This is a genomic window from Haliea atlantica, assembly GCF_054779855.1.
Window position 1 is genome coordinate 876186 of the sequence record NZ_BAAGXL010000003.1, and the last position, 20148, is coordinate 896333.

The window sequence follows — 20148 nt, forward strand, 5'->3', positions numbered from 1 at the left end:
AGACCCAGCCCAGCATGCCCGCCCTGACCGATACGGATATTGCCGACAACGTCCGCGCCGCCCTCGCCGAGGACATTGGCAGCGGCGACATCACCGCCGCCCTGATCGCTGCGGATACCCGTGCACAGGCCCGGGTGATCACCCGCGAGGACGGTGTGCTTTGCGGGCGCGCCTGGGTGGACGAGGTGTTCCGCCAGGTGGACGCCGACAGCCAGCTGGACTGGCACGCCGAGGACGGCCAGCAGATCGAGGCCGGCGCCACGCTGTTTGAGGTGCGTGGTCTGGCGCGCAGCCTGCTCACCGCCGAACGCGCCGCCCTGAACTTTCTGCAATTGCTGTCGGGCACGGCCACCCGTTGCCACCACTACGCCAGCCTGGTGGCGGGCACCGGCGTCAGACTGCTGGACACCCGCAAGACCATCCCCGGCCTGCGCCGGGCGCAGAAATACGCGGTACGCTGTGGCGGTTGCCACAATCACCGCATCGGGCTCTACGATGCCTTCCTGATCAAGGAAAACCACATCAGCGCCTGCGGGGGTATTGCCGCCGCCGTGCGCGAGGCCCGGCAGATCGCCCCCGGCAAGCCCGTGGAGGTGGAAGTGGAGAACCTCGTGGAGTTGCAGCAGGCCACCGAGGCCGGCGCCGACCGGGTGATGCTGGACAACTTCAGCCTGGAGGACATGCGCCAGGCGGTCGCCCTGGTGGCCCGCCGCCTGGAGCTGGAGGCCTCGGGCAACATCACCGAGCGCAATCTGCGCGACGTGGCGGAAACCGGTGTCGACTTTATCTCCATCGGCGCCCTGACCAAGGACTGCAAGGCGCTGGACCTGTCCATGCGCCTGTCGATCTGAGGCTACGCCGCCGCTACAGCCAGGCCTCGGGGATATCGGCAAGTTGCCCGCCGCTGCCCTTGACCGCGCCCGCGTGGGCGGCGCAGCGGGGCAGGATCAGTTCCCCATAGGCCACTGCGGTCGCCACCTTGCGCGGGTAGAAGGGATTGTCACTCCCCGCCGCCCGTGCGGCCGCCACCAGTGCGCCCCGGGCCAGCTGCCAGCCGCCGAACAGGTAGCCGCACTGCATCAGGAAATCGAAACTGCCCCCCAGCGCCCGGGCCGGGTCCTGCGCATGTCGCTGCAGCAACAGGTCGGCACTGGCCTCCAGGGCAGACCGCGCCTGTTCCAGGGCGCTGCCGAGCTGGCACAAGCCGGGATCGGCGTGCTCCGACAGCTGTGACGTGGTGCCCCCCACCGCCTCGAGGACGGTTGCGAGCGCGCCCCCCCCATCCCGGGCCAGCTTGCGGGCGACCAGGTCCGCCGCCTGGATACCGTTGGTCCCCTCGTAGATGGAGGTGATGCGCACATCCCGCAGGAACTGTGCCGCGCCGGTTTCCTCGATGTAGCCCATGCCACCGTGCACCTGGATACCCAGGGACGCCACCTCCTCCCCCAGTTCGGTCATCCAGGCCTTGATCACCGGAATCATCAGATCGATGCGCGCCTGCTGGGCCGGGCGCTCCGCCTCCGGTCCGCGATGCGCCAGGTCGAGGGTCAGGGCCTCGCTGCAGGCCAGGGCCCGCATGGCTTCCGTGAGCGCGCTCATGGTCAGCAGCATGCGCCGCACGTCGGGGTGATGAATGATCGCGACACCGCCCTGAACCCGCTCCCGGGCGTAACCCAGGGCCTGCTGGCGAGCGCCCTCGGCGGCGGCCAGCCCCTGCACGCCGACCTTGAGACGGGCCTCGTTCATCATGGTGAACATGCAGGCCAGACCGCGGTTTTCCTCCCCCACCAGGTAACCGATGGCCCCCTCCTTGTCGCCGAAGGCCATCACACAGGTGGGGCTGCCGTGGATACCCAGTTTGTGCTCGGTGGACACCGGCCACACATCATTGCGCTCGCCCAGGCTGCCGTCGTCATTGACTCGATACTTCGGCACCAGGAACAGCGAAATGCCGCGACTGCCCTCGGGGGCATCCGGCAGGCGCGCCAGCACCAGGTGAATGATGTTCTCCGCCGCCTCGTGGTCACCCCAGGTGATATAGATCTTCTGGCCGCGGATGCGGTAGTGGTCCCCCTCGGGCTCGGCCCGGGTCTTGAGAACTCCGAGATCCGAGCCGGCACCGCCCTCGGTGAGGTTCATGGTCCCGGTCCACTCGCCGCTGTGCAGTCGGGGCAAGTAGAGGCGCTTGAGCGCTTCGCTGCCGTGGGCGTGGAGTGCCAGGGCCGCCCCGGTGCTCAGCATGGGCGCCAGCCCGAAAGCCAGATCGGCTCCGTTCCACATTTCAAAGGCAGCCGTGTTGTACAGCTCCGGCAGGCCCTGGCCACCGTACTCCGGGTCCGCGGCCACCCCCAGCCAGCCACCCGCCGCCAGCTGCTGCAGCGCCTCGGCGTAACCCGGGGACAGGGTGATGCGCCCGTCGTCACAGGTCACCGGGTGCTGGTCCCCGGCCCGCCGCAGGGGCGCGACCACCTCGGCGGCAAGCCGCCCGGCCTCGGCGAGCAAGGCGCCAGTGAGATCCGGCCCGACCTCCAGTCCCGCGAACTCGGGCAGCCCACCGAGGGCGTCTTCCGCCCGCAGTACGTCATCGATCAGAAACTGCAGATCTTCCAGGGGGGCCTGGTACATGCCGGGATTCTCCTCTGCTTATTGGCGCTCTTTATTGGCGCTCTGCGGACACAACGGTGGGCTCCGCGGTCGACCGACAAGGCGCAACCCTCTCACCGCCCGCACGGATCGGGATTATGCGTCCAGTGTAGCGCCACACTGCCATCCGCCCAACAAATGCATTACATTGCCGACATTCTGTTCATGAATGGAGCCGCCCGTGAATCTCCACCGCATTGATCTGAACCTGCTGGTCTACCTGGATGCCCTGCTGCGGGAGCGCAATGTGACCCAGGCCGCCAATCAGCTGAACCTGTCGCAGCCGGCCATGAGCAACGGGCTGCGCCGGCTGCGTGAGCTTTTCGACGACCCCTTGCTGGTGCGCACCTCCGATGGCATGACACCCACTGACCGCGCTCTGGAACTGGAACCCCTGGTACGCGAAGTGCTCACCGGAGTCGAGCGGGCGGTACAGCCGCGCACCCCCTTTGAACCGGACAAGGCCCAGCGGGTGTTCCGCATCATGGCCAGCGACTACGCCGAATCGACGCTGCTGCCGGAGGTGCTGGCACTGCTCCGCCAGCAGGCGCCGGGTGTCACCCTGGACATCATGAACCCCTCGGATGTGAGTTTCCTGGACGTCGAGCGCGGCAAGGTGGACATGGCCATCAACCGCTTCGACAGCCTGCCCCAGTCTTTCCACCAGGTCCTGCTGTGGCGGGACAGCTTCAGCTGCCTGATGAGCCGCGACAATCCGGTGCTGGAAAACTTCACCCTCGACAGCTACCTCGAGGCCGGCCATGTCTGGGTCAGCAAGACCGGCATGGGCGTGGGTGTCGGCGTCGACCCGGACGACGTCCAGCGCCTGGGCTGGGTGGACAGTGCCCTGGCCCGGCTGGGCAAGAAGCGGCAGATTCGCGTGTTCACCCGCCACTACCAGACCGCGATGCTGCTGGCGGAGCAGCACGACCTGATCGTCACCCTGCCCTCCCGGGCGGCCCAGCTGCGCGCAGAAGATCCAAAGGTGGTCATGCGCGAGCCGCCACTGCCTATCCCGCCCCTGGAGCTGACCATGGCCTGGAGCCCCCTGCTGCAACACAACCCCGGCAACCGCTGGCTGCGCCGGCTGATCACCGACACCGCGCACCGGCTGGATGGGCGGGAGCCACTGCCGTGAATTCACGCAGCTGAGTCATGTTCGATATCCCAGCCAGGGAAAACCAGTACGGCCGGGTGACAACGCAAGGCCCTGGCAAGAACTTTAGCGCGCTCAACCCCGAGGCGAACGCGATCATTTTCAATGGCAGAAATGGTTGATTGCGGGATACCAGTGGCTTTAGCCAGTTCGTTCTGACTCATTTCCTGCAGTTCGCGCAGGATTCGTACCGAGTCACCGACAGATACATTGACCCTTTTTACCGATTTACGAGAGTTGCTCATTGATCTTCACCCTCAAACCTTTTGCGCCAGTAATGTGGCCTCCGGCTTTGGTGCGCAACGGCGAGTATCAATACGGCGCCAGCACGCTCCCGATAGATAAGTGAGAGAGGAAACCGCCGGAGAGGGACCATCCGAATATCGGGTTCGACTTCGACTCTCCAGGCACTGGGCTGCTCGCATATCAGTTCGATTAAAGTCTCGAACTCATCCAAAAATAACCGACCCAGACCAGGAGCCTCGGATTCATAATAGCCAACTGAATCCAGAAACTCGGACTCCGCAGCGGGATGAAAACTGAAGGTCACCCCACCATTGCTCGCGCCTTGGACAGAACTGCACTTCCAGGGACAGCCGAGAGGAGCTTGTCGTCGATTTCTTCCGCACGGCGAGCAGCCTCCTGCAGCCAGGCTTTCCGGAGTTCCTCTTTGGAGAGAGAATCCAGGCTCAGAATCAGTTGCTTAACCAGTCTGGCTCGCTCCTCCTTCGAGAGATGCAATGCCTCCTGTTCAATTTGTTGCAGATCCATTGCCTGCCTCCCAAGTAAACTATTATTCAATTTTGGCACGATTGAATAGAGTCTGCATGCCACAACGGCAATCAAATCAGCTCGCCAAAAGCTACCGCAGCATCTGGCGAAAACACGCACAGCCGTTCATGCAACAAATACCCGGGATCAAAACGATAAATTAGACGAATACCCACCCCTCCCCTAGACTCGCAGGCAACGCCCGCAATCTAAAGATACAGGAACCAGCCATGACCGAGCGCATCCGCCGCGGTGGCCTGCAGATCGCCGCCCCCCTGTTCCAGTTGCTTGAGGAGGAGATTAGCCCCGGCACCGGCGTGGAGGTGGCAACCTTCTGGCAGGGCCTGGAGGCCATCGTCAATGAACTGGCACCGCGCAACCGCGAGCTGCTGGCCAGCCGCGATCAGATGCAGGCGCAAATCGATGCCTGGCACCGGGAACACCCGGGTGCCGACTACGACCGCGCTGCCTATCGCAGGTTTCTCGAGGAGATCGGCTACCTGCTGCCCGAGCCCGACGATGTGCAGATCAGCACCGCCAATGTCGACCCCGAGATCGGTCAACTCGCCGGGCCACAGCTGGTGGTGCCGGTGATGAACGCCCGCTATGCCCTCAACGCCGCCAACGCCCGCTGGGGCAGCCTCTACGACGCCCTCTATGGCACCGATGTGATCCCCGAAAGCGAAGGCGCCACACGTTCCGGCGACTACAACCCGGTGCGTGGCCAGAAGGTCATAGACTGGGCCCGCGACTTCCTCGACCGTTTCTGTCCGCTGGCTAGCGGCAGCCACCGCGACGCACACCGCTACCAGGTCGTTGATCAGCAGCTCATGGTCAAACTGGCCAGTGGCGAATCCAGCGGGCTCCGGGACCCGGCACAGTTCCGCGGCTACTGCGGACTGCCCACCGCCCCGGGCAACCTGCTACTGCGCCACAACGGTCTGCACATCGACATCCAGGTCGACCCGCAGCACCCGGTCGGCGCCACCGACCCGGCCGGGGTCAAGGACCTGGTGCTGGAGGCCGCCCTGACCACCATCCAGGACTGCGAGGACTCGGTCGCCGCGGTGGACGCCGAGGACAAGACCCTGGTCTACCGCAACTGGCTGGGCCTGATGCGCGGTGACCTGGAAGAGCGTTTTGACAAGGGCGGCCGCCAGCTGACTCGCTGTCTGCACAAGGACCGTACATTTACCACCCCCGACGGCGGCGAGCTGGTGCTGCCGGGGCGCAGCATGATGTTCGTGCGCAACGTCGGCCACCTGATGACCAGCGATGCGATTCTCTGGGGCGACGGCCAGGAGATCCCCGAGGGCATCCTCGACGGCGCCTTCACTGCCCTGATCGCCCTGCACGACCTGCGCAAGAGCGCGGACAACACGCTGCGCAATTCGCGCACGGGCAGCGTCTATATCGTCAAACCGAAAATGCACGGACCCGAGGAAGTGGCCTTCACCTGTGACCTCTTCGCCCGCCTGGAAGACCTCCTGGGACTACCCCGCTACACCCTGAAGCTGGGCATCATGGATGAGGAACGGCGCACAACGGTCAATCTCAAGGCCTGCATCGCGGTGGCAAAAGAGCGGGTGGTCTTCATCAACACCGGCTTCCTCGACCGCACCGGCGACGAGATCCACACCAGCATGGAAGCCGGCGCCATGACCCCCAAGGGGGCGATGAAGCAGGAGGCCTGGATCCACGCCTACGAGGATCGCAATGTCGACGTCGGCCTGGCCTGCGGCCTGCCCGGACGCGCCCAGATCGGCAAGGGCATGTGGGCCATGCCCGACCTGATGGCGGACATGCTGGCCAACAAGGGCGCGCACCCCCGCGCCGGCGCCAGTACGGCCTGGGTTCCCTCACCCACGGCGGCGACCCTGCACGCCATCCACTACCACGAGACCGATGTCGCCGACCGCCAGCGCGAACTGCGGGCACGCCCTATGGCGGCCCTGGATGACATCCTTAGCATTCCCCTGAAGGGCGCCGCCGGGCTCTCCGAAGCGGACATCCAGCGGGAGCTGGACAACAATGCCCAGGGCATCCTCGGATACGTGGTGCGCTGGGTGAACCAGGGCGTCGGCTGCTCCAAGGTGCCGGACATCCACGACGTCGGCCTGATGGAAGACCGCGCTACCCTGCGCATCTCCAGCCAACACATCGCCAACTGGCTGCGCCACGGCGTGTGTAGCGAAGAACAGGTCAGGGAAACCCTGCAGCGCATGGCGGCAGTGGTGGACCGACAAAACGCCGGGGACCCGGCCTACCGGCCGATGGCCCCCGACTTCGACAGCAGCATCGCGTTTCAGGCAGCGCTGGACCTGGTGCTCAGGGGCCGCGAGCAGCCCAACGGCTATACCGAACCGGTACTGCACGCCCGGCGGCGGCAGGCCAAGGCGGCTCGAGCCGCCTCTGCTTGAGTGTGTCAGGTACCCAGCGCGCGCATGGGCTCCACGAAGTCATAGCCCAGGGCCTCCGCAACCGCCCGGTGGGTCACCTGGCCGGCATGCACGTTGAGACCATTGCGCAGGTGCTCGTCGTCTTTCAAGGCCTGCACCACGCCCTTGCGCGCCAGGTCCACCGCATAGGGTAGCGTGGCATTGGTCAGGGCGATGGTGGAGGTACGCGCCACACCGCCCGGCATGTTGGCCACGCAGTAGTGCACCACGCCGTCAACCACAAAGGTGGGATCCTGGTGAGTGGTGGGCTTGCTGGTCTCGAAGCAGCCGCCCTGGTCGATGGCCACGTCGACCATCACCGCGCCGCGTTTCATGCGCTCCACCAACTCGCGACTGATCAACTTGGGCGCCGCCGCCCCGGGAATCAGAACCGCGCCGATCACCAGGTCGGCCTCGAAGGCGTAGCGCTCGACCGCCTCCTTGGTGGAATACACGGTTTTCAGACGCCCGCCGAAGAACATGTCGAGCTCCTTCAGGCGACGCAGGTCCCGGTCCAGCAGGGTCACGTCGGCCTCCATACCCATGGCCATGCGTGCGGCGTTGATGCCCACCACGCCGCCGCCGATCACCAGCACCTTCGCCGGCTCGACGCCGGGCACGCCACCCAGCAGCACCCCGTTGCCGCCCTGGGCCTTTTCCAGGTTGTGGGCACCGGCCTGGATCGCCATGCGCCCAGCCACTTCACTCATCGGCGCCAGCAGGGGCAGCCCGTTGTTGGGGCCGGTCACCGTTTCGTAGGCAATGCAGGTGGCGCCCGAGGCAAGCAGGCCCTTGGCCTGCTCCGGGTCCGGGGCCAGGTGCAGGTAGGTGAACAGCACCTGTCCCTCGCGCAGGCGCGCATACTCCTCCGGCTGGGGCTCCTTGACCTTGATCAGCAGCTCGGCGCGCTCGAAGATCTCCTCCGCGCCGGCGACAATCTCCGCACCGGCATCGCGGTACTGGTCGTTGTCAAAACCGATCGCTGCGGCGCCATCCTTCTCCACCATCACCTGATGGCCGTCGTGCACCAGCTCGCGCACCCCGGCGGGGGTGAGGCCGATGCGGTATTCGTGATTCTTGATTTCCCTGGGTACCCCGATCAGCATGTCGACAAGCTCCTCGCTGAAAACGGTTGATGGATGTCCGGGACTAGGATGACACAGCAGGGGGGGCGACTTCATACCCCCGGGTGGGTAGGAGCGTCAGGCGGGTGGGTTATCCTCCTCCACATCCGAGTCGACATCCTTGTATTGCAGATTGGTCAGCTGCTCGGATAGCAGGCCGATGAAAAACACCACCATGCCCGCAAGCACCAGCAGTGAACTCATGTTGGAGAAGCGCAGCAAGCCGCTGCCGATGGCCCCGGCGACATAGTTCACCACCCCCATGCCCGCCAGCAGCACGGCCAGCGGAAAGTAGACCTTGAGGGGCGAATACAGGGTGCCGATCTTGAAGATGATCAGGAAGAAGCGCACCCCGTCGCGCAGGGCATTGATGTGGCTGCGACCCACCCGCTGGGCCGCCTTGATCGGCACGAAGCCCACGGAGTAGCCGGCGCGGAAGAAAGCCATGGTGGAGGTGGTCGGATAACTGAAGCCGTTCGGCAGCAGGTAGAGGAAACTCATGAACTTGCGGCGATTGACCAGACGAAAGCCGGAAGTGAGATCGTCGATGCGCCGGTTGACCATCCAGCTGGCGAAGCGATTGTAAAAGGTATTCGCGCTCCAGCGCGCCAGGCTGGCCTGGGAGTCGCGTCCGGCTCGGGCACCGACCACCAGGTCATAGCCCTCGCCCGCCTTTTCCCGCAGGCGCGGAATGTCCGCCGGGTCATGCTGGCCATCGCCGTCCATGAACAGGATCCAGTCGCCGCTCGCCGCCCGCGCGCCAGCCTTGATCGCGGCGCCGTTGCCCTTGGAGTAGGGGTGCGACAGCACGCGCACACCCGCCTCGCGGCAAATCGCCACCGTGGCATCCCGCGAGCCATCGTCGACCACGATGATCTCGCTGTCGGGACACTGCTCGCGCAGTCGGGGCAAGAGTCCGACGAGGGCTTCCGCCTCGTCCTTGGCGGGTATGACGATGGAAAGATCCACTCAGTCCTGCTCCGGTTCCAGATAAAGGGCCAGGGTCTGCCCGTCGCCGACACTCAGCTCACCGGCGGCCCGCTTCTCCAGCAGACGCGTCTTCAGAGCCTCGGCCTCCGCCACTTTACCCAAGGCGGTGGTGAAATGCAGCTGCATCAGCTGGCCGCGGGTGTTATCGGGCAGCATGGCCAGGTATTGATCGGCATAGCGATAGGCCATGTCATAGCGCTGCAGGGCATTTTCCAGCACCGCCAGGCTGAAGTAGATGTTCGGCGCGGCGCGGCGGCGGAAGTCCCCCACCAGGAACAGGCTGGCCATGTGGTTGGCGAAACGCACGCGGTCCAGACCCGGACAGCGGTCGTCCTGCAGCATGCGCACCAGGGTCAGCAGCGTGGTGACCGAGCTGACCGGGCGCTGGGGGTTGTGGCGCCCAATGCGCTCGATCTCCTCGGCCGGGATGGCACTTCCCGCCATGCAGCCCAGGGCGATGTTGCGCAGCGCCAGATCCGCCACCCGTTCACCACGACTGTGGGCGAAGGCCTGCTCGGAGTAGTGACGCGCCTCGGAATAGGCGCCGGCATCCGCCAGCAGCACCGCCATGTCGGTGTTGGCCCGGGGGGACGCGGGATGGCCGTTTAGCTGGTGCAGCGTCAACAATGGTCGGCTGGACCAGAGCTGCACCAGGGGCGAGGTCTGCAGGGCCAGCCAGCCCACCCACACCCCGAGGTAAACCAACAGTGGCAGAACCAGGGGGCGACCCAGCCGCATGGCCTGCGCCAGGAGCAGGCCGAGGATCAACCACAGACCCACCGCGGGAAAATAGTTGCGGTGCTCGAAATAGAGCTCCAGGGGCAATACGCTGCTTTCCACTGCGTGCCCCAACAGGTACCAGGCAAGCCCCGCGAGGAAGCAGCGCCCCGAGGTCGAGCGCCAGGCCGCGAGCCCGGCAAGCAGCAACAGCCCCCCCCACGCCAGAGCCGCCCAAAGCGTTGACAGCGGCTCGGTGAAGGACGTCGAGATAGCGATATCGTCATGGTAAATACCCAGCCGCTGTACATCGGGCCACCACAGTTGACCAAGATAGTCCCAGAGAATCCGCAGTTGAGTCAGCAACCGCTCTTCCAGCGTGAAAGGCCGGTGATCAAAGCGCGCCGCCAGGGACTCCCAGCGCAGCAGAGCAACAGCCACCAGACCCAGCGCACCCAGTCCGATACTGCCCCACACCGCGTTACGCAGACGCGGCATGACCCGCCCCGCCGCATCCCGGCACTCGAACCACAGGGCCTCCAGCACCAGCAGGACCGGAATCACCACCACGGCGTTTTCCTTGGCAAACGGGCCCGCGAGCGTCGCCAGCACCGCAAGTAACAGCCAGACATGGCGGGGACGGCCGCGCGCCAGTGACTGGCGCCAGAGGATCCATGCCAGCAGGGCCAACAGCATGCAGGTGGTCGCCAGCATGGCCATGCGCTGCACCACATAGAGCACACTGCTCACCTGCAGCGGCGCCAGCAGCCAGCCGCCAGCCAGCAATGCCGCCAGCACGGGCACCGCCGGAGCCCGGACGTGCCCAAGGAGCAGGCGCAGGACAAGGAACACCAGCAGACCGTTGCCGAGGTGCAGGGCCAGATTGACCCGCTTGCTGATCGTCAGGCTGTCCCCCAGCCAGAGCTTTTCCGCCACGAAGGTCGCCATGCTCAGCACGCGACCCAGGGGCCCCGAGTCGTCGCCGAGGATCGCGTCCATGGCGCGCTCCGGGTTGTCCTGCAGGTTGTCGATCACCAGCACGCTGGAGACATCATCCAGCAGCGCAGGCCCGCTGGTCCCCGGCCAGTACAACCAAGCTGTAAGCGCCAGCAGGGCCAGCAGCACGACACCCGCGGCCGCGTCCCGTCGGAGGAGATTGTGGGACGGCCTAGCCTTCATGGCTGGCTCCCGGCTGCGCGAAAAGCGCGCGCAGCCGGCTCAATTGACGAAAATCATCGTCAGCCGCCAGCACCGCGCGCATCTGCTCGTAGACGCTGCCGTAATCTCCCTGTTCCGCAGCTTCCTCCATGCGCCGGTAGCGCAGACCAATCGCGTGAGGGTGCTGGACCAGCGTTTCCTCCAGCATACTGACCCGCTGGTCACTCGCTACACCCCGCGCACGCAGGTAGCGATAGTGCAAATCGGCAATGCGGCTCGAGCCCGGGTAGCTGGCGCGCAGCAGAGCAATCAATTCCTCCGCCGCACCTGCGTCAGCACGGCAGCGCGCCTCCCCCAGGCAGGTCATCAGGGTGCGCAGGGCGATGTGATCGGACACCTGAAGCGGGCGCGCATCAATCGCCCTGCGAATCGGCTCCAGCCACTGGCGCGGCTCCGTCTGCGCGTGGAAGTAGGCACTGTCCAGCTGATAGAGCATCACCAGCGAACCGAGATCATGCGCGTCGCGGCTGGCATTCTCGGCATAGAGCCGTCGCGCCTCCACCAGGTAGGCCGCTCGCTCCTCGCCTTCCAGGCCATACTCCGCGGGATTCAGGTAGCGCTCCAGCAGGAGATTGGCCACCGCATGGCGAGCCCGCACCGACTCAGGGTGGTTGAGCATGTTCACCTGGGCCAGGCGCAACTCTTCCGACCAGGTGCTGGTGCGAATAAACAGGAAGCCCGCCAACAGCAGACACCAGGCCAGGGGCACGGCCACCGCGGGCAGTGGCCCCAGGCGACCGAGCCCGGCGACCAGTGCCCAGGCCAGCAGCAGCATCCAGCCCACGGAGGGGAAGTAATTGCGGTGCTCGAATACCATTTCCAGCGGCCACAACGTGGACTCCATGGCATGGCCGATCAGGTAGAACAGCACGGCAAGCAGCAATAGCGGCACACGTCCGCGGAGCCAGAGTGCGACCGCTACCAACAGAGGCCAGCCCAGCAGTGCCGGCAAGGTAGTCCAGGGTGCGAATGCGCCAGTGGAAAGGCGAATGTCATCGTGGTGCAAGCCCATCTCGCCGACCGCCGGTACCAGCAGCCAGTAGAGGTACTGCCACAACAGGCGAGCCTGGGTCAGCAGGCGCTCGTCGAGGCTGAAGTCGCGTCCACCATAACCGCGCAAAAAGAACTCGGGATGCAACCAAAGCAGCAGTCCCGCCAACAGGACCGGCGCCAATAGCGCCGCCCAGCTCAGCCGCGCCAGCCACATCGTGTCACGCCCCGCCCAGCGCCCCCGAAACAGGCTCACCTCGACCGCCACCAGCAGCCAGGGCAGCAGCAGGCCGTTTTCCTTGCCCAGCGCCGCCAGCCCGGTCAGGAGCCCGAGCCACAAGCCAGCCGCCACCACCTCCGCCACCCCGGCGCCCTGCTCGGCCCAGCGCTGTCGCAAATGCACAAACAACCAAAGGCCAGCCAGCATGAACAGCGCCGCGAGCTGGGCCATCCGCTGCACAGCGTAAAGGACCGTGGACACATGCAGCGGCTGCAGCAGCCAGAGCGCCGCGGCCAGCAGGGCAATCCAATGGTTGCGCTCCTCGCGCTCCGTGCCCGGCGCCACCACCCGCAGAATCGCGAGAGCCAAGCCACCCAGCAGCAGGCCTGCCAGCAGATGGATCCCCAGGTTGGTTGCTTTGACCGCCAGGGGTGATAGCCCGTCCCCCAGGGCGCTATTGGCGGCAAAGCTGAACATGGCCAGGGGGCGGCGCAGGGGACCGGCGTCGGAGCTCAGGGCTGCGGTGCGCCACTCGTCGGCTACCGTCGGGACAAAATCGAGATGACTGTTTTCCAGTAGGTTGGAGTGATCATCGAACAACCAAAGATCACCGAGACCCAAGCGATAGAGGGAAAAAACGAAAACCCCTAACAGAACGGAGATCAGTAAGCGTGAGGGGCGTCTGAAATGTAGATTAAGCATCCATGTAGGAAGAGTCAGGCAAATAAGGGCTGCAGCTTACACAGATAGCCACAAAAAAGCCCGGCATCTGCCGGGCTTTTCGAAGAGGCTTGAAATTTAGCCGCGGCAATTTGCCGGGAGCCATTTAGTTGGGATAGGAGTAGCACCAGGGCCAGCCCCAACTGCACCTTCGCCGGGCTTACACTTCCAAGCAATGGATCCATTGGATCGCGTCGTCCCTGAAAGCTGGAACGCAAGCGCATTGGTCTCACCCGGCATTACGGAAGCATGAACGAAAATACTAACGGCTGGTCCATTAGTGGTCACTTCCAAAGTCATCGACTCGACAATCTCTGTGCCGATATCCGCCTCAAGCCCTGCTAGACCAACGTCAGACAATGTGAGGCTTGTGGGAAGAGACCCATTCGCAACATAGTACTCCGCAATCGTCGCCTTACTCTCCGCCAGCTTCGCCATCGGCTCAGACATGCGCGCCCGTACCGTGTAATCCTGATAAGCCGGCAGCGCAATAGCCGCCAGAATGCCGACGATCGCGATCACGATCATCAGTTCGATCAGGGTAAAACCCTTCTGTACCTGTTTCATGCTTCTGCTCCTCTCCCCCGGGGGATTATGATCTGTTGCGATGCTCACGCGGCAACACACGTGCCTTCGTGTACCTGCACAATGTGTGCCAGTGGATACAGATCCGTCAAGGACTGACGTGCGAAATCCCTACTTTTTACAGGTTTCTCGCTATCAAAGCCCCGAATGCGCCGGCCAGCACTCGAGGTGGTCACGCAATGCTCAACTCATGCCGGGCCCGCGATCGCAGCAGCTGACAAAATACGTCACCCAACACCAAGAGCTGACACAAATCGTCACACAAGCCTGCCGATTGACGTCAGACCGGGGGCGAAACCGGCAGTAAATCATGCTTTTACAGCACAATACGGGGTATTAGCCTGAAGTCAGGGGGGGTATACTGGCGCTAATAACAGCTTGCCGGGTGCACGGGCTCAGTGATGACAGGGATGCACAATCATGAATGAGAGGGCAATTGGCCAGCTCAGCGGTCTCGCCGGGCGGCTGGTCATCGAAGGCCTGCTGACCGCCGACGAAGCCAAGGCGGCCCAGCGCGAAGCCGTCTATGAGCGCGTCCCGCTGGTCAAATACCTGGTCGACAAGCGCAATCTCGACAGCGAGCGCATTGCCGAAATCGCCTCCATGGAATTTGGCGTCCCGCTGTTCGATATCGGCGCCTTCAATATGGGCGCCCTCCCTGCCGGCCTGGTGGATGTCGCCCTGGTGCAGAAGCACCACGCCCTGCCCCTGTTCCGCCGCGGCAACCGCCTGTTTATCGCCGTGTCCGACCCCACCAACCTCGCGGCGCTGGATGAAATCAAGTTTCACACCGGCATCAATACCGACGCCGTGCTGGTGGAGGAACGCGCCCTCAGCAAGGTCATTGCCGAATGGATCGATGCCCAGGACACACTGGGCGACGGCCTCGGTGACCTGGAATCCGAGGACCTCGAGGGCATCGACATCAGCGCGGTGGAGGACCGCGAGGGCGAGGAGGCCAGCGACACCAGCAGCATCGATGAAACCCCCATCGTGCGCTTCGTCAACAAGGTGTTGATCGACGCCATCAAGCAGGGGGCCTCGGACATTCACTTCGAGCCCTACGAGAAGACCTACCGGGTGCGCTTTCGTACCGACGGCATCCTGCGCGAGGTGGTAAAGCCGCCGAAGACCCTGGCACCGCGTCTGGCCGCGCGCCTCAAGATCATGTCGCAGATGGACATCTCCGAGCGCCGCGTGCCCCAGGACGGGCGCATCCAGATGCGCCTCTCGCGCAACCGCAACATCGACTTCCGGGTCAACACCCTGCCGACCCTGTTCGGCGAAAAGGTGGTGCTGCGTATTCTCGATCCCTCCAGTGCCCAGATGGGCATTGATGCCCTGGGTTACGAGGAAGAGCAGAAGGCCATGTACCTGAACGCCCTGTCCAAGCCCCAGGGCATGATTCTGGTGACGGGCCCCACGGGCTCGGGTAAAACGGTCTCGCTCTACACCGGCCTCAACCTGCTAAACCAGCCCGAGCGCAACATCTCCACCGCGGAGGATCCGGTGGAAATCAACCTGGAAGGCATCAACCAGGTGCACGTGAACCACAAGGTGGGCCTGGGCTTTGCCGAAGCCCTGCGCGCCTTTCTGCGCCAGGACCCGGACGTCATCATGGTGGGGGAGATCCGGGACCTGGAAACCGCCGAGATCGCCATCAAGGCAGCCCAGACCGGCCACCTGGTGCTCTCGACCCTGCACACCAACAGTGCCGCGGAAACCGTGACCCGCCTGCTCAACATGGGGGTGCCCTCCTTCAACCTCGCCACCTCGGTCAACCTGATCATCGCCCAGCGTCTGGCGCGGCGCTTGTGCAAGGAGTGCAGCGAGCCCGCCGACCTGCCCCTCGACGTGCTGCTGGAAGAGGGTTTCACCGAAGAACAACTGCAAGACGCCGATATTCGCAAGGCAGTTGGCTGCGATCACTGCAAGGACGGCTACAAGGGCCGGGTTGGCATCTACGAGGTGGTACGCATCACTCCGACCATCTCGCAGTTGATCCTCGAGCAGGGGAATGCCCGCCAGATTCACGAGCAGGCGCGCAAGGAAGGCTTCAACGACATCCACACCTCCGCCCTGAGGAAGGTTGCCCAGGGGGTAACCAGCCTGGAGGAGGTCAACCGGGTCACGACCGACTAGACTAGGCGCAGGGCCGACAGGAACCACAGATGGCAACCTCCACAAGCGCAGCAGCCAAAAGCGACATCTTCGTCTGGCGCGGCACCGATCGTCAGGGCCGTGATACCCAGGGGGAAATCACCGCCCAGAATACCGCCGCCGCGCGGGCGCAGCTGCGCACCCAGGGCATCAAGCCCAAGAGCGTGCGCAAGAAACCCAAGCCCCTGTTCGGGGGCGGCAAGCCGATCAAGCCCGCGGACATCGCCATCTTTACCCGGCAGCTGGCCACCATGATGAAGGCCGGCGTGCCCCTGGTGCAGAGCTTTGATATCGTCGCCGAGGGCCTGGAAAAGCCCAAGATGCGCGACATGGTGGTCAACATCAAGAACGACGTCGCCACCGGCACCGGCCTGGCGCCCTCCCTGGCCAAGTACCCGCGCCACTTCGACGACCTGTTCATCAGCCTGGTGGCCTCGGGCGAGGGCTCGGGCACCCTCGAGGTCATGCTCGACCGCGTGGCCACCTACAAGGAAAAGACCGAGGCCCTGAAGGCGAAGATCAAGAAGGCCATGACCTACCCCACGGCGGTGGTCATCGTCGCCATCGTGGTCACTGCCATCCTGCTGATCAAGGTAGTGCCGCAGTTTGCCGAAACCTTCCGCAGCTTCGGTTCCGACCTGCCCGCTTTCACCCTGATGGTGGTGAGCCTGTCCAACTTCATGCAGGAGTGGTGGTTCATCATCCTGCTGGCACTGATCGCAATCGGCTACGCCTTCCGGGAGGCCAAGCACCGCTCGGTCGCCTTCGCGGAGTTTCTCGACCGCCTCGCCCTGCGCCTGCCGGTGATCGGTACCATCGTGCACGATGCGGTGATCGCGCGCTTCTCGCGCACCCTGGCCACCACCTTCGCCGCCGGGGTGCCGTTGGTAGACGCCTTGCAGTCCACTGCCGGGGCGGCGGGCAACTCGGTCTACGCCAAGGCGATCCTGCAGATCCGCGACGACGTCTCCACCGGTGCCACGCTGTACCAGTCGGTGCGCTCCACGGGCCTGTTTCCGAACATGTTGCTGCAAATGGTGTCGATCGGTGAGGAATCCGGCGCCCTGGACGAAATGCTGGACAAGGTGGCCAACTTCTACGAGGAAGCCGTGGACAACGCGGTGGACAGCCTGAGCTCGCTGATGGAGCCCATCATCATGTCGGTGCTGGGGATCCTGGTGGGCGGCCTGATGATCGCCATGTACCTGCCGATCTTCATGCTCGGCTCGGTTATCTAAGCCCCGGTCTTGGCGGATTTCACGGCACTCGTGGCGGAATACGGCTGGTGGCTGTACAGCAGCCTGTTGCTGCTGGGCCTGGTGGTCGGCAGTTTTCTCAATGTGGTGGCCTACCGGCTGCCGAAAATGCTCGAGGCCCAGTGGCGGCGGGACTGCTGCGAGCTGCTGGAGCAGCCCGACCCCGGGGCCGGCGATCCCCCGCTTAGCCTGGCCAGCCCCAACTCCCACTGCCCCCGCTGCAAGGCAGCGGTCAAGCCCTGGCACAATATTCCCGTCCTCAGCTGGCTGCTGCTGCGGGGGCGCTGCGCCAGCTGCGGCTGCGCCATCTCGCCGCGCTACCCGATCGTGGAACTGGCCTGTGGCCTGCTGACCCTGCTGCTGGGCCTGCACTTCGGCCTGTCACTGCAACTGCTCGGGGCCATGTTCCTCACCTGGGCCCTGCTGGCCCTGGCCCTGATTGACCTCGACACCCAACTGCTGCCGGACAATATCACCCTGCCCCTGCTCTGGCTGGGCCTGCTGTTCAACCTCACGGGCACCTTCGCGCCCCTGCCGGAGGCGGTACTCGGAGCGGTCTGCGGCTACCTGCTGCTGTGGAGTGTGTACTGGCTGTTCAAGCTGGCCACGGGCAAGGAGGGCATGGGCTACGGTGATTTCAAGCTGCTCGCGGCCCTCGGCGCCTGGCTCGGCTGGGAGGCGCTGCCGGTCATCATCCTGCTCTCCTCCCTGGTGGGCGCCGTGGTGGGCCTGGCACTGATGGCCCTCAGTGGTCGCGGCAAGGACGTGCCGCTGCCCTTCGGGCCCTGGCTGGCGGCCGCCGGCTGGCTGGCCCTGCTCTGGGGTGACGCCTGGATGGCAAGCTACCTGGGGGCGGTCGGCATCAGCCCCTGACAGCGCCGGCCCTCTCGACAGCGGCGCCAGAACGGGCAGCAACAACGGGCAACTCGGGAGAGTTTCAACGCATGAGCAAATTGATTGTGGGCATCACCGGCGGCATCGGCAGCGGCAAGACCGCCGTCACCGACCGCTTCGCTGCCCGCGGCATTACCGTGGTGGACGCAGACCTGGCGGCGCGCAAGGTGGTCGAGGGCGGCAGCCCCGCCCTCGCGGCGATTGCCAAGCATTTCGGCAGCGGGGTACTGACTGCCGAGGGCGAACTGGACCGCGCGGCCCTGCGCAAGATCGTTTTTGCCGAACCCGCCGAACGGCAGTGGCTGGAAGGGCTCACCCATCCCCTGATCGGGGAGGAAATCGAGGATCAGCTGGAAGCGGCCAGCTCCCCCTATGCGATCCTCGCCTCGCCGCTGCTGCTGGAGGGCCAGCAGCGCCTGCTGGTCGACCTGATCGTGGTGGTCGACGTACCCGAAGCCGTGCAGCTGGAGCGCACCATGGCCCGGGACAACAACGATGCGGAACAGGTCAAACGCATCATGGCCGCACAGCTCGCCCGGGAGGAGCGCCTGGCCCGGGCCGATATCGTGATCGACAACAGCCGCAGCCTGGAAGACCTGGACAACACGGTGGAGGAATTACACCGGGAGTTTCTGCAGCGGGCGGAGCGGACCTAGACCAGCGCCCGCAGGATCCGCTGGTTGGCCGCTGGGAAGGCGTAGCCTTCGAGTGCCGCGGGCGCGACCCAGGCCAGGGGCTGTCCCTCCAGCCCGCGGGGCTCGCCACTCCAGTCAGTAATGCGATGCACATCCAGCAGCACTGCCTTGTCGCCGTAATCGAAGGGCTGCAGCAACAAGGGCTGGGTCGCATGCACCGCAACGCCCAACTCTTCGGCGAACTCCCTCGCCAGGGCCTGCTGCACGCTCTCGCCGGGCTCCACCTTGCCACCGGGGAACTCCCACAGGCCGCCCTGGTGGGCCTTGGCCGCGCGCCGGGCGATCAGCACACGTCCGTCCGCGGCCGTGAGAACGCCCACCGCCACATGCAGCGCCGCCATCAGGTGCGGTACTCCGCATTGATGCGCACGTAATCATAGGAGAAATCCGTGGTCCAGACCTGTGCCTCGGCCGCGCCGCGGTCCAGCTCGACGCGGATAGTGATCTCCTCCGGCGCCATCGCGGCCACGCCCTGCTCCTCGGTGTAGCTGGCTGCGCGACAGCCGTTCTCGGCAATCAGAACGCCATTGAGAAATACCGATACCCGGTTGACGTCGAGCTCGGGCAGACCGGCGCGACCGATGGCGGCCAGCAGGCGCCCCCAGTTGGGGTCGGAGGCAAACAGCGCGGTCTTCACCAGCGGCGAGTGGGCGATGGTGAAAGCCACATCCAGGCATTCCTGCTCGTTGCGACCGCCGTTCACCGCGATGGTGACGAACTTGCTGGCGCCCTCGCCATCGCGCACCAGCCCCTGAGCCAGCTCGACACAGACGGCCTGCACCGCCTCCCGCAGGGCGTCGTAGAGCGCCCCCTCCAGGGTCTCCAGCAGTGGATTGCCGGCCGCGCCAGTCGCCGCCAGCACGCAGGCATCATTGGTGGAGGTGTCGCCGTCGACGCTGATGCGGTTGAAGGACAGTTCCGCCGCCTCGGTGATCAGCGCCTGCAGCACGGGCTGGCTGACCGCGGCATCGGTGGCCAGAAAGCCGAGCATGGTGGCCATGTTGGGCCGGATCATGCCGGCGCCCTTGGCGATGCCGGTGATGGTGTAGTCGCGACCCTCGCAGCTGAAACGCAGGGAGTGACCCTTGGGCCGCGTATCGGTGGTCATGATGCCGTGGGCGGCCTCCAGCCAGCCGTCGCCAGTGAGACCCTCTATCGCCAGGGGCAGGGCATCCGTGATCCGCCCCACCGGCAGCGGCTCGCCAATCACCCCGGTGGAAAAGGGTAATACGCCCTTCGCATCCACCCCGGCCATCTCGGCCAAGGCCTCGCAGCAGCGGCGAGCGTCGGCGAGGCCGCGCTCCCCGGTGCCGGCATTGGCATTGCCGGTATTCACCAGCAGGTAGTTCGGCCGACCACGACTCTGGCCCAGGTGCTCCCGGGCCACCACCACCGGCGCCGCGCAGAAAGCGTTGCGGGTAAACACACCGGCACAATGACTGCCGGGGGCCAGCTCCAGGACCACCAGGTCCCGGCGGCCCGGCTTCTTGATACCGGCACAGACCGTTGCCAGCCGGACGCCCGGCACCGGCAACAGCGTTACCAGCTTGTCTTCACCCACCGCCATGCGG

18 protein-coding genes are annotated in these 20148 nt (G+C 65.1%); 7 read left to right on the plus strand and 11 right to left on the minus strand.

The window, feature by feature from the left end:
- The first annotated feature begins 14 nt into the window (after positions 1 to 14).
- Positions 15 to 851 carry a carboxylating nicotinate-nucleotide diphosphorylase gene (gene nadC / locus ACYVGS_RS04110; RefSeq protein WP_460587365.1) on the plus strand — a complete coding sequence of 279 codons (837 nt, stop codon included), beginning with the start codon at positions 15 to 17 and terminating at the stop codon, positions 849 to 851.
- A gap of 13 nt (positions 852 to 864) precedes the next feature.
- Here nadC and ACYVGS_RS04115 read toward each other — a convergent pair whose 3' ends face one another.
- Positions 865 to 2625: an acyl-CoA dehydrogenase gene (locus ACYVGS_RS04115; RefSeq protein WP_460587366.1), complete on the minus strand. Its 1761-nt coding sequence runs from the start codon at positions 2623 to 2625 to the stop codon at positions 865 to 867.
- A gap of 199 nt (positions 2626 to 2824) precedes the next feature.
- Here ACYVGS_RS04115 and ACYVGS_RS04120 point away from each other — a divergent pair, with 199 nt between their 5' ends.
- Complete coding sequence (locus tag ACYVGS_RS04120) at positions 2825 to 3781, plus strand: LysR family transcriptional regulator (RefSeq protein ID WP_460587367.1); 957 nt, start codon at positions 2825 to 2827, stop codon at positions 3779 to 3781.
- A gap of 2 nt (positions 3782 to 3783) precedes the next feature.
- Here the strand turns inward: ACYVGS_RS04120 and ACYVGS_RS04125 are convergent, their stop codons facing one another.
- From ACYVGS_RS04125 to ACYVGS_RS04135, 3 genes are read right to left on the minus strand one after another with little or no spacing between them, the layout of a single operon-like run.
- Positions 3784 to 4044 (minus strand): helix-turn-helix domain-containing protein, encoded by a 261-nt coding sequence (locus tag ACYVGS_RS04125; protein WP_460587368.1) that lies wholly within the window; start codon positions 4042 to 4044, stop codon positions 3784 to 3786.
- Positions 4041 to 4349 (minus strand): type II toxin-antitoxin system RelE/ParE family toxin, encoded by a 309-nt coding sequence (locus ACYVGS_RS04130; RefSeq protein WP_460587369.1) that lies wholly within the window; start codon positions 4347 to 4349, stop codon positions 4041 to 4043. Before ACYVGS_RS04130 ends, ACYVGS_RS04125 begins: the two co-directional genes overlap by 4 nt.
- Positions 4346 to 4570 carry an addiction module protein gene (locus tag ACYVGS_RS04135; protein WP_460587370.1) on the minus strand — a complete coding sequence of 75 codons (225 nt, stop codon included), beginning with the start codon at positions 4568 to 4570 and terminating at the stop codon, positions 4346 to 4348. The genes ACYVGS_RS04130 and ACYVGS_RS04135 overlap by 4 nt, the downstream gene beginning before the upstream one ends.
- 230 nt (positions 4571 to 4800) lie before the next feature.
- On the opposite strand from ACYVGS_RS04135, the gene ACYVGS_RS04140 reads away from it, so the two are divergent.
- Positions 4801 to 6990 carry a malate synthase G gene (locus ACYVGS_RS04140; protein ID WP_460587371.1) on the plus strand — a complete coding sequence of 730 codons (2190 nt, stop codon included), beginning with the start codon at positions 4801 to 4803 and terminating at the stop codon, positions 6988 to 6990.
- A gap of 5 nt (positions 6991 to 6995) precedes the next feature.
- Here the strand turns inward: ACYVGS_RS04140 and ald are convergent, their stop codons facing one another.
- From ald to ACYVGS_RS04165, 5 genes are all read right to left on the minus strand, one after another.
- The gene (gene ald, locus ACYVGS_RS04145; protein ID WP_460587372.1) at positions 6996 to 8114 is read right to left on the minus strand and encodes an alanine dehydrogenase; all 1119 of its coding nucleotides are present in this window, start codon (positions 8112 to 8114) and stop codon (positions 6996 to 6998) included.
- A gap of 96 nt (positions 8115 to 8210) precedes the next feature.
- Complete coding sequence (locus tag ACYVGS_RS04150; protein ID WP_460587373.1) at positions 8211 to 9101, minus strand: glycosyltransferase family 2 protein; 891 nt, start codon at positions 9099 to 9101, stop codon at positions 8211 to 8213.
- Positions 9102 to 11018: a hypothetical protein gene (locus ACYVGS_RS04155; protein WP_460587374.1), complete on the minus strand. Its 1917-nt coding sequence runs from the start codon at positions 11016 to 11018 to the stop codon at positions 9102 to 9104.
- Positions 11008 to 12867: a hypothetical protein gene (locus ACYVGS_RS04160; protein WP_460587375.1), complete on the minus strand. Its 1860-nt coding sequence runs from the start codon at positions 12865 to 12867 to the stop codon at positions 11008 to 11010. The genes ACYVGS_RS04155 and ACYVGS_RS04160 overlap by 11 nt, the downstream gene beginning before the upstream one ends.
- A gap of 198 nt (positions 12868 to 13065) precedes the next feature.
- Positions 13066 to 13554: a pilin gene (locus tag ACYVGS_RS04165; protein WP_460587376.1), complete on the minus strand. Its 489-nt coding sequence runs from the start codon at positions 13552 to 13554 to the stop codon at positions 13066 to 13068.
- A gap of 438 nt (positions 13555 to 13992) precedes the next feature.
- Here ACYVGS_RS04165 and pilB point away from each other — a divergent pair, with 438 nt between their 5' ends.
- From pilB to coaE, 4 genes are all read left to right on the plus strand, one after another.
- Complete coding sequence (gene pilB / locus ACYVGS_RS04170; protein WP_460587377.1) at positions 13993 to 15714, plus strand: type IV pilus assembly protein; 1722 nt, start codon at positions 13993 to 13995, stop codon at positions 15712 to 15714.
- 29 nt (positions 15715 to 15743) lie between these two features.
- Positions 15744 to 16970 (plus strand): type II secretion system F family protein, encoded by a 1227-nt coding sequence (locus ACYVGS_RS04175; protein ID WP_460587378.1) that lies wholly within the window; start codon positions 15744 to 15746, stop codon positions 16968 to 16970.
- A gap of 9 nt (positions 16971 to 16979) precedes the next feature.
- On the plus strand, positions 16980 to 17861 hold the full coding sequence (locus tag ACYVGS_RS04180) for a prepilin peptidase (protein WP_460587379.1): 882 nt from the start codon (positions 16980 to 16982) through the stop codon (positions 17859 to 17861).
- Between the two features lie 71 nt (positions 17862 to 17932).
- Positions 17933 to 18538, plus strand: coding sequence for a dephospho-CoA kinase (gene coaE, locus ACYVGS_RS04185; RefSeq protein WP_460587380.1), 606 nt, complete (start codon positions 17933 to 17935; stop codon positions 18536 to 18538).
- On the opposite strand, the gene mutT is transcribed toward coaE, so the two are convergent.
- Positions 18535 to 18918 carry an 8-oxo-dGTP diphosphatase MutT gene (mutT, locus tag ACYVGS_RS04190; protein WP_460587381.1) on the minus strand — a complete coding sequence of 128 codons (384 nt, stop codon included), beginning with the start codon at positions 18916 to 18918 and terminating at the stop codon, positions 18535 to 18537. The genes coaE and mutT overlap by 4 nt on opposite strands.
- The gene (argJ, locus tag ACYVGS_RS04195) at positions 18918 to 20144 is read right to left on the minus strand and encodes a bifunctional ornithine acetyltransferase/N-acetylglutamate synthase (protein ID WP_460587382.1); all 1227 of its coding nucleotides are present in this window, start codon (positions 20142 to 20144) and stop codon (positions 18918 to 18920) included. The genes mutT and argJ overlap by 1 nt, the downstream gene beginning before the upstream one ends.
- Between the last annotated feature and the right edge of the window lie 4 nt (positions 20145 to 20148).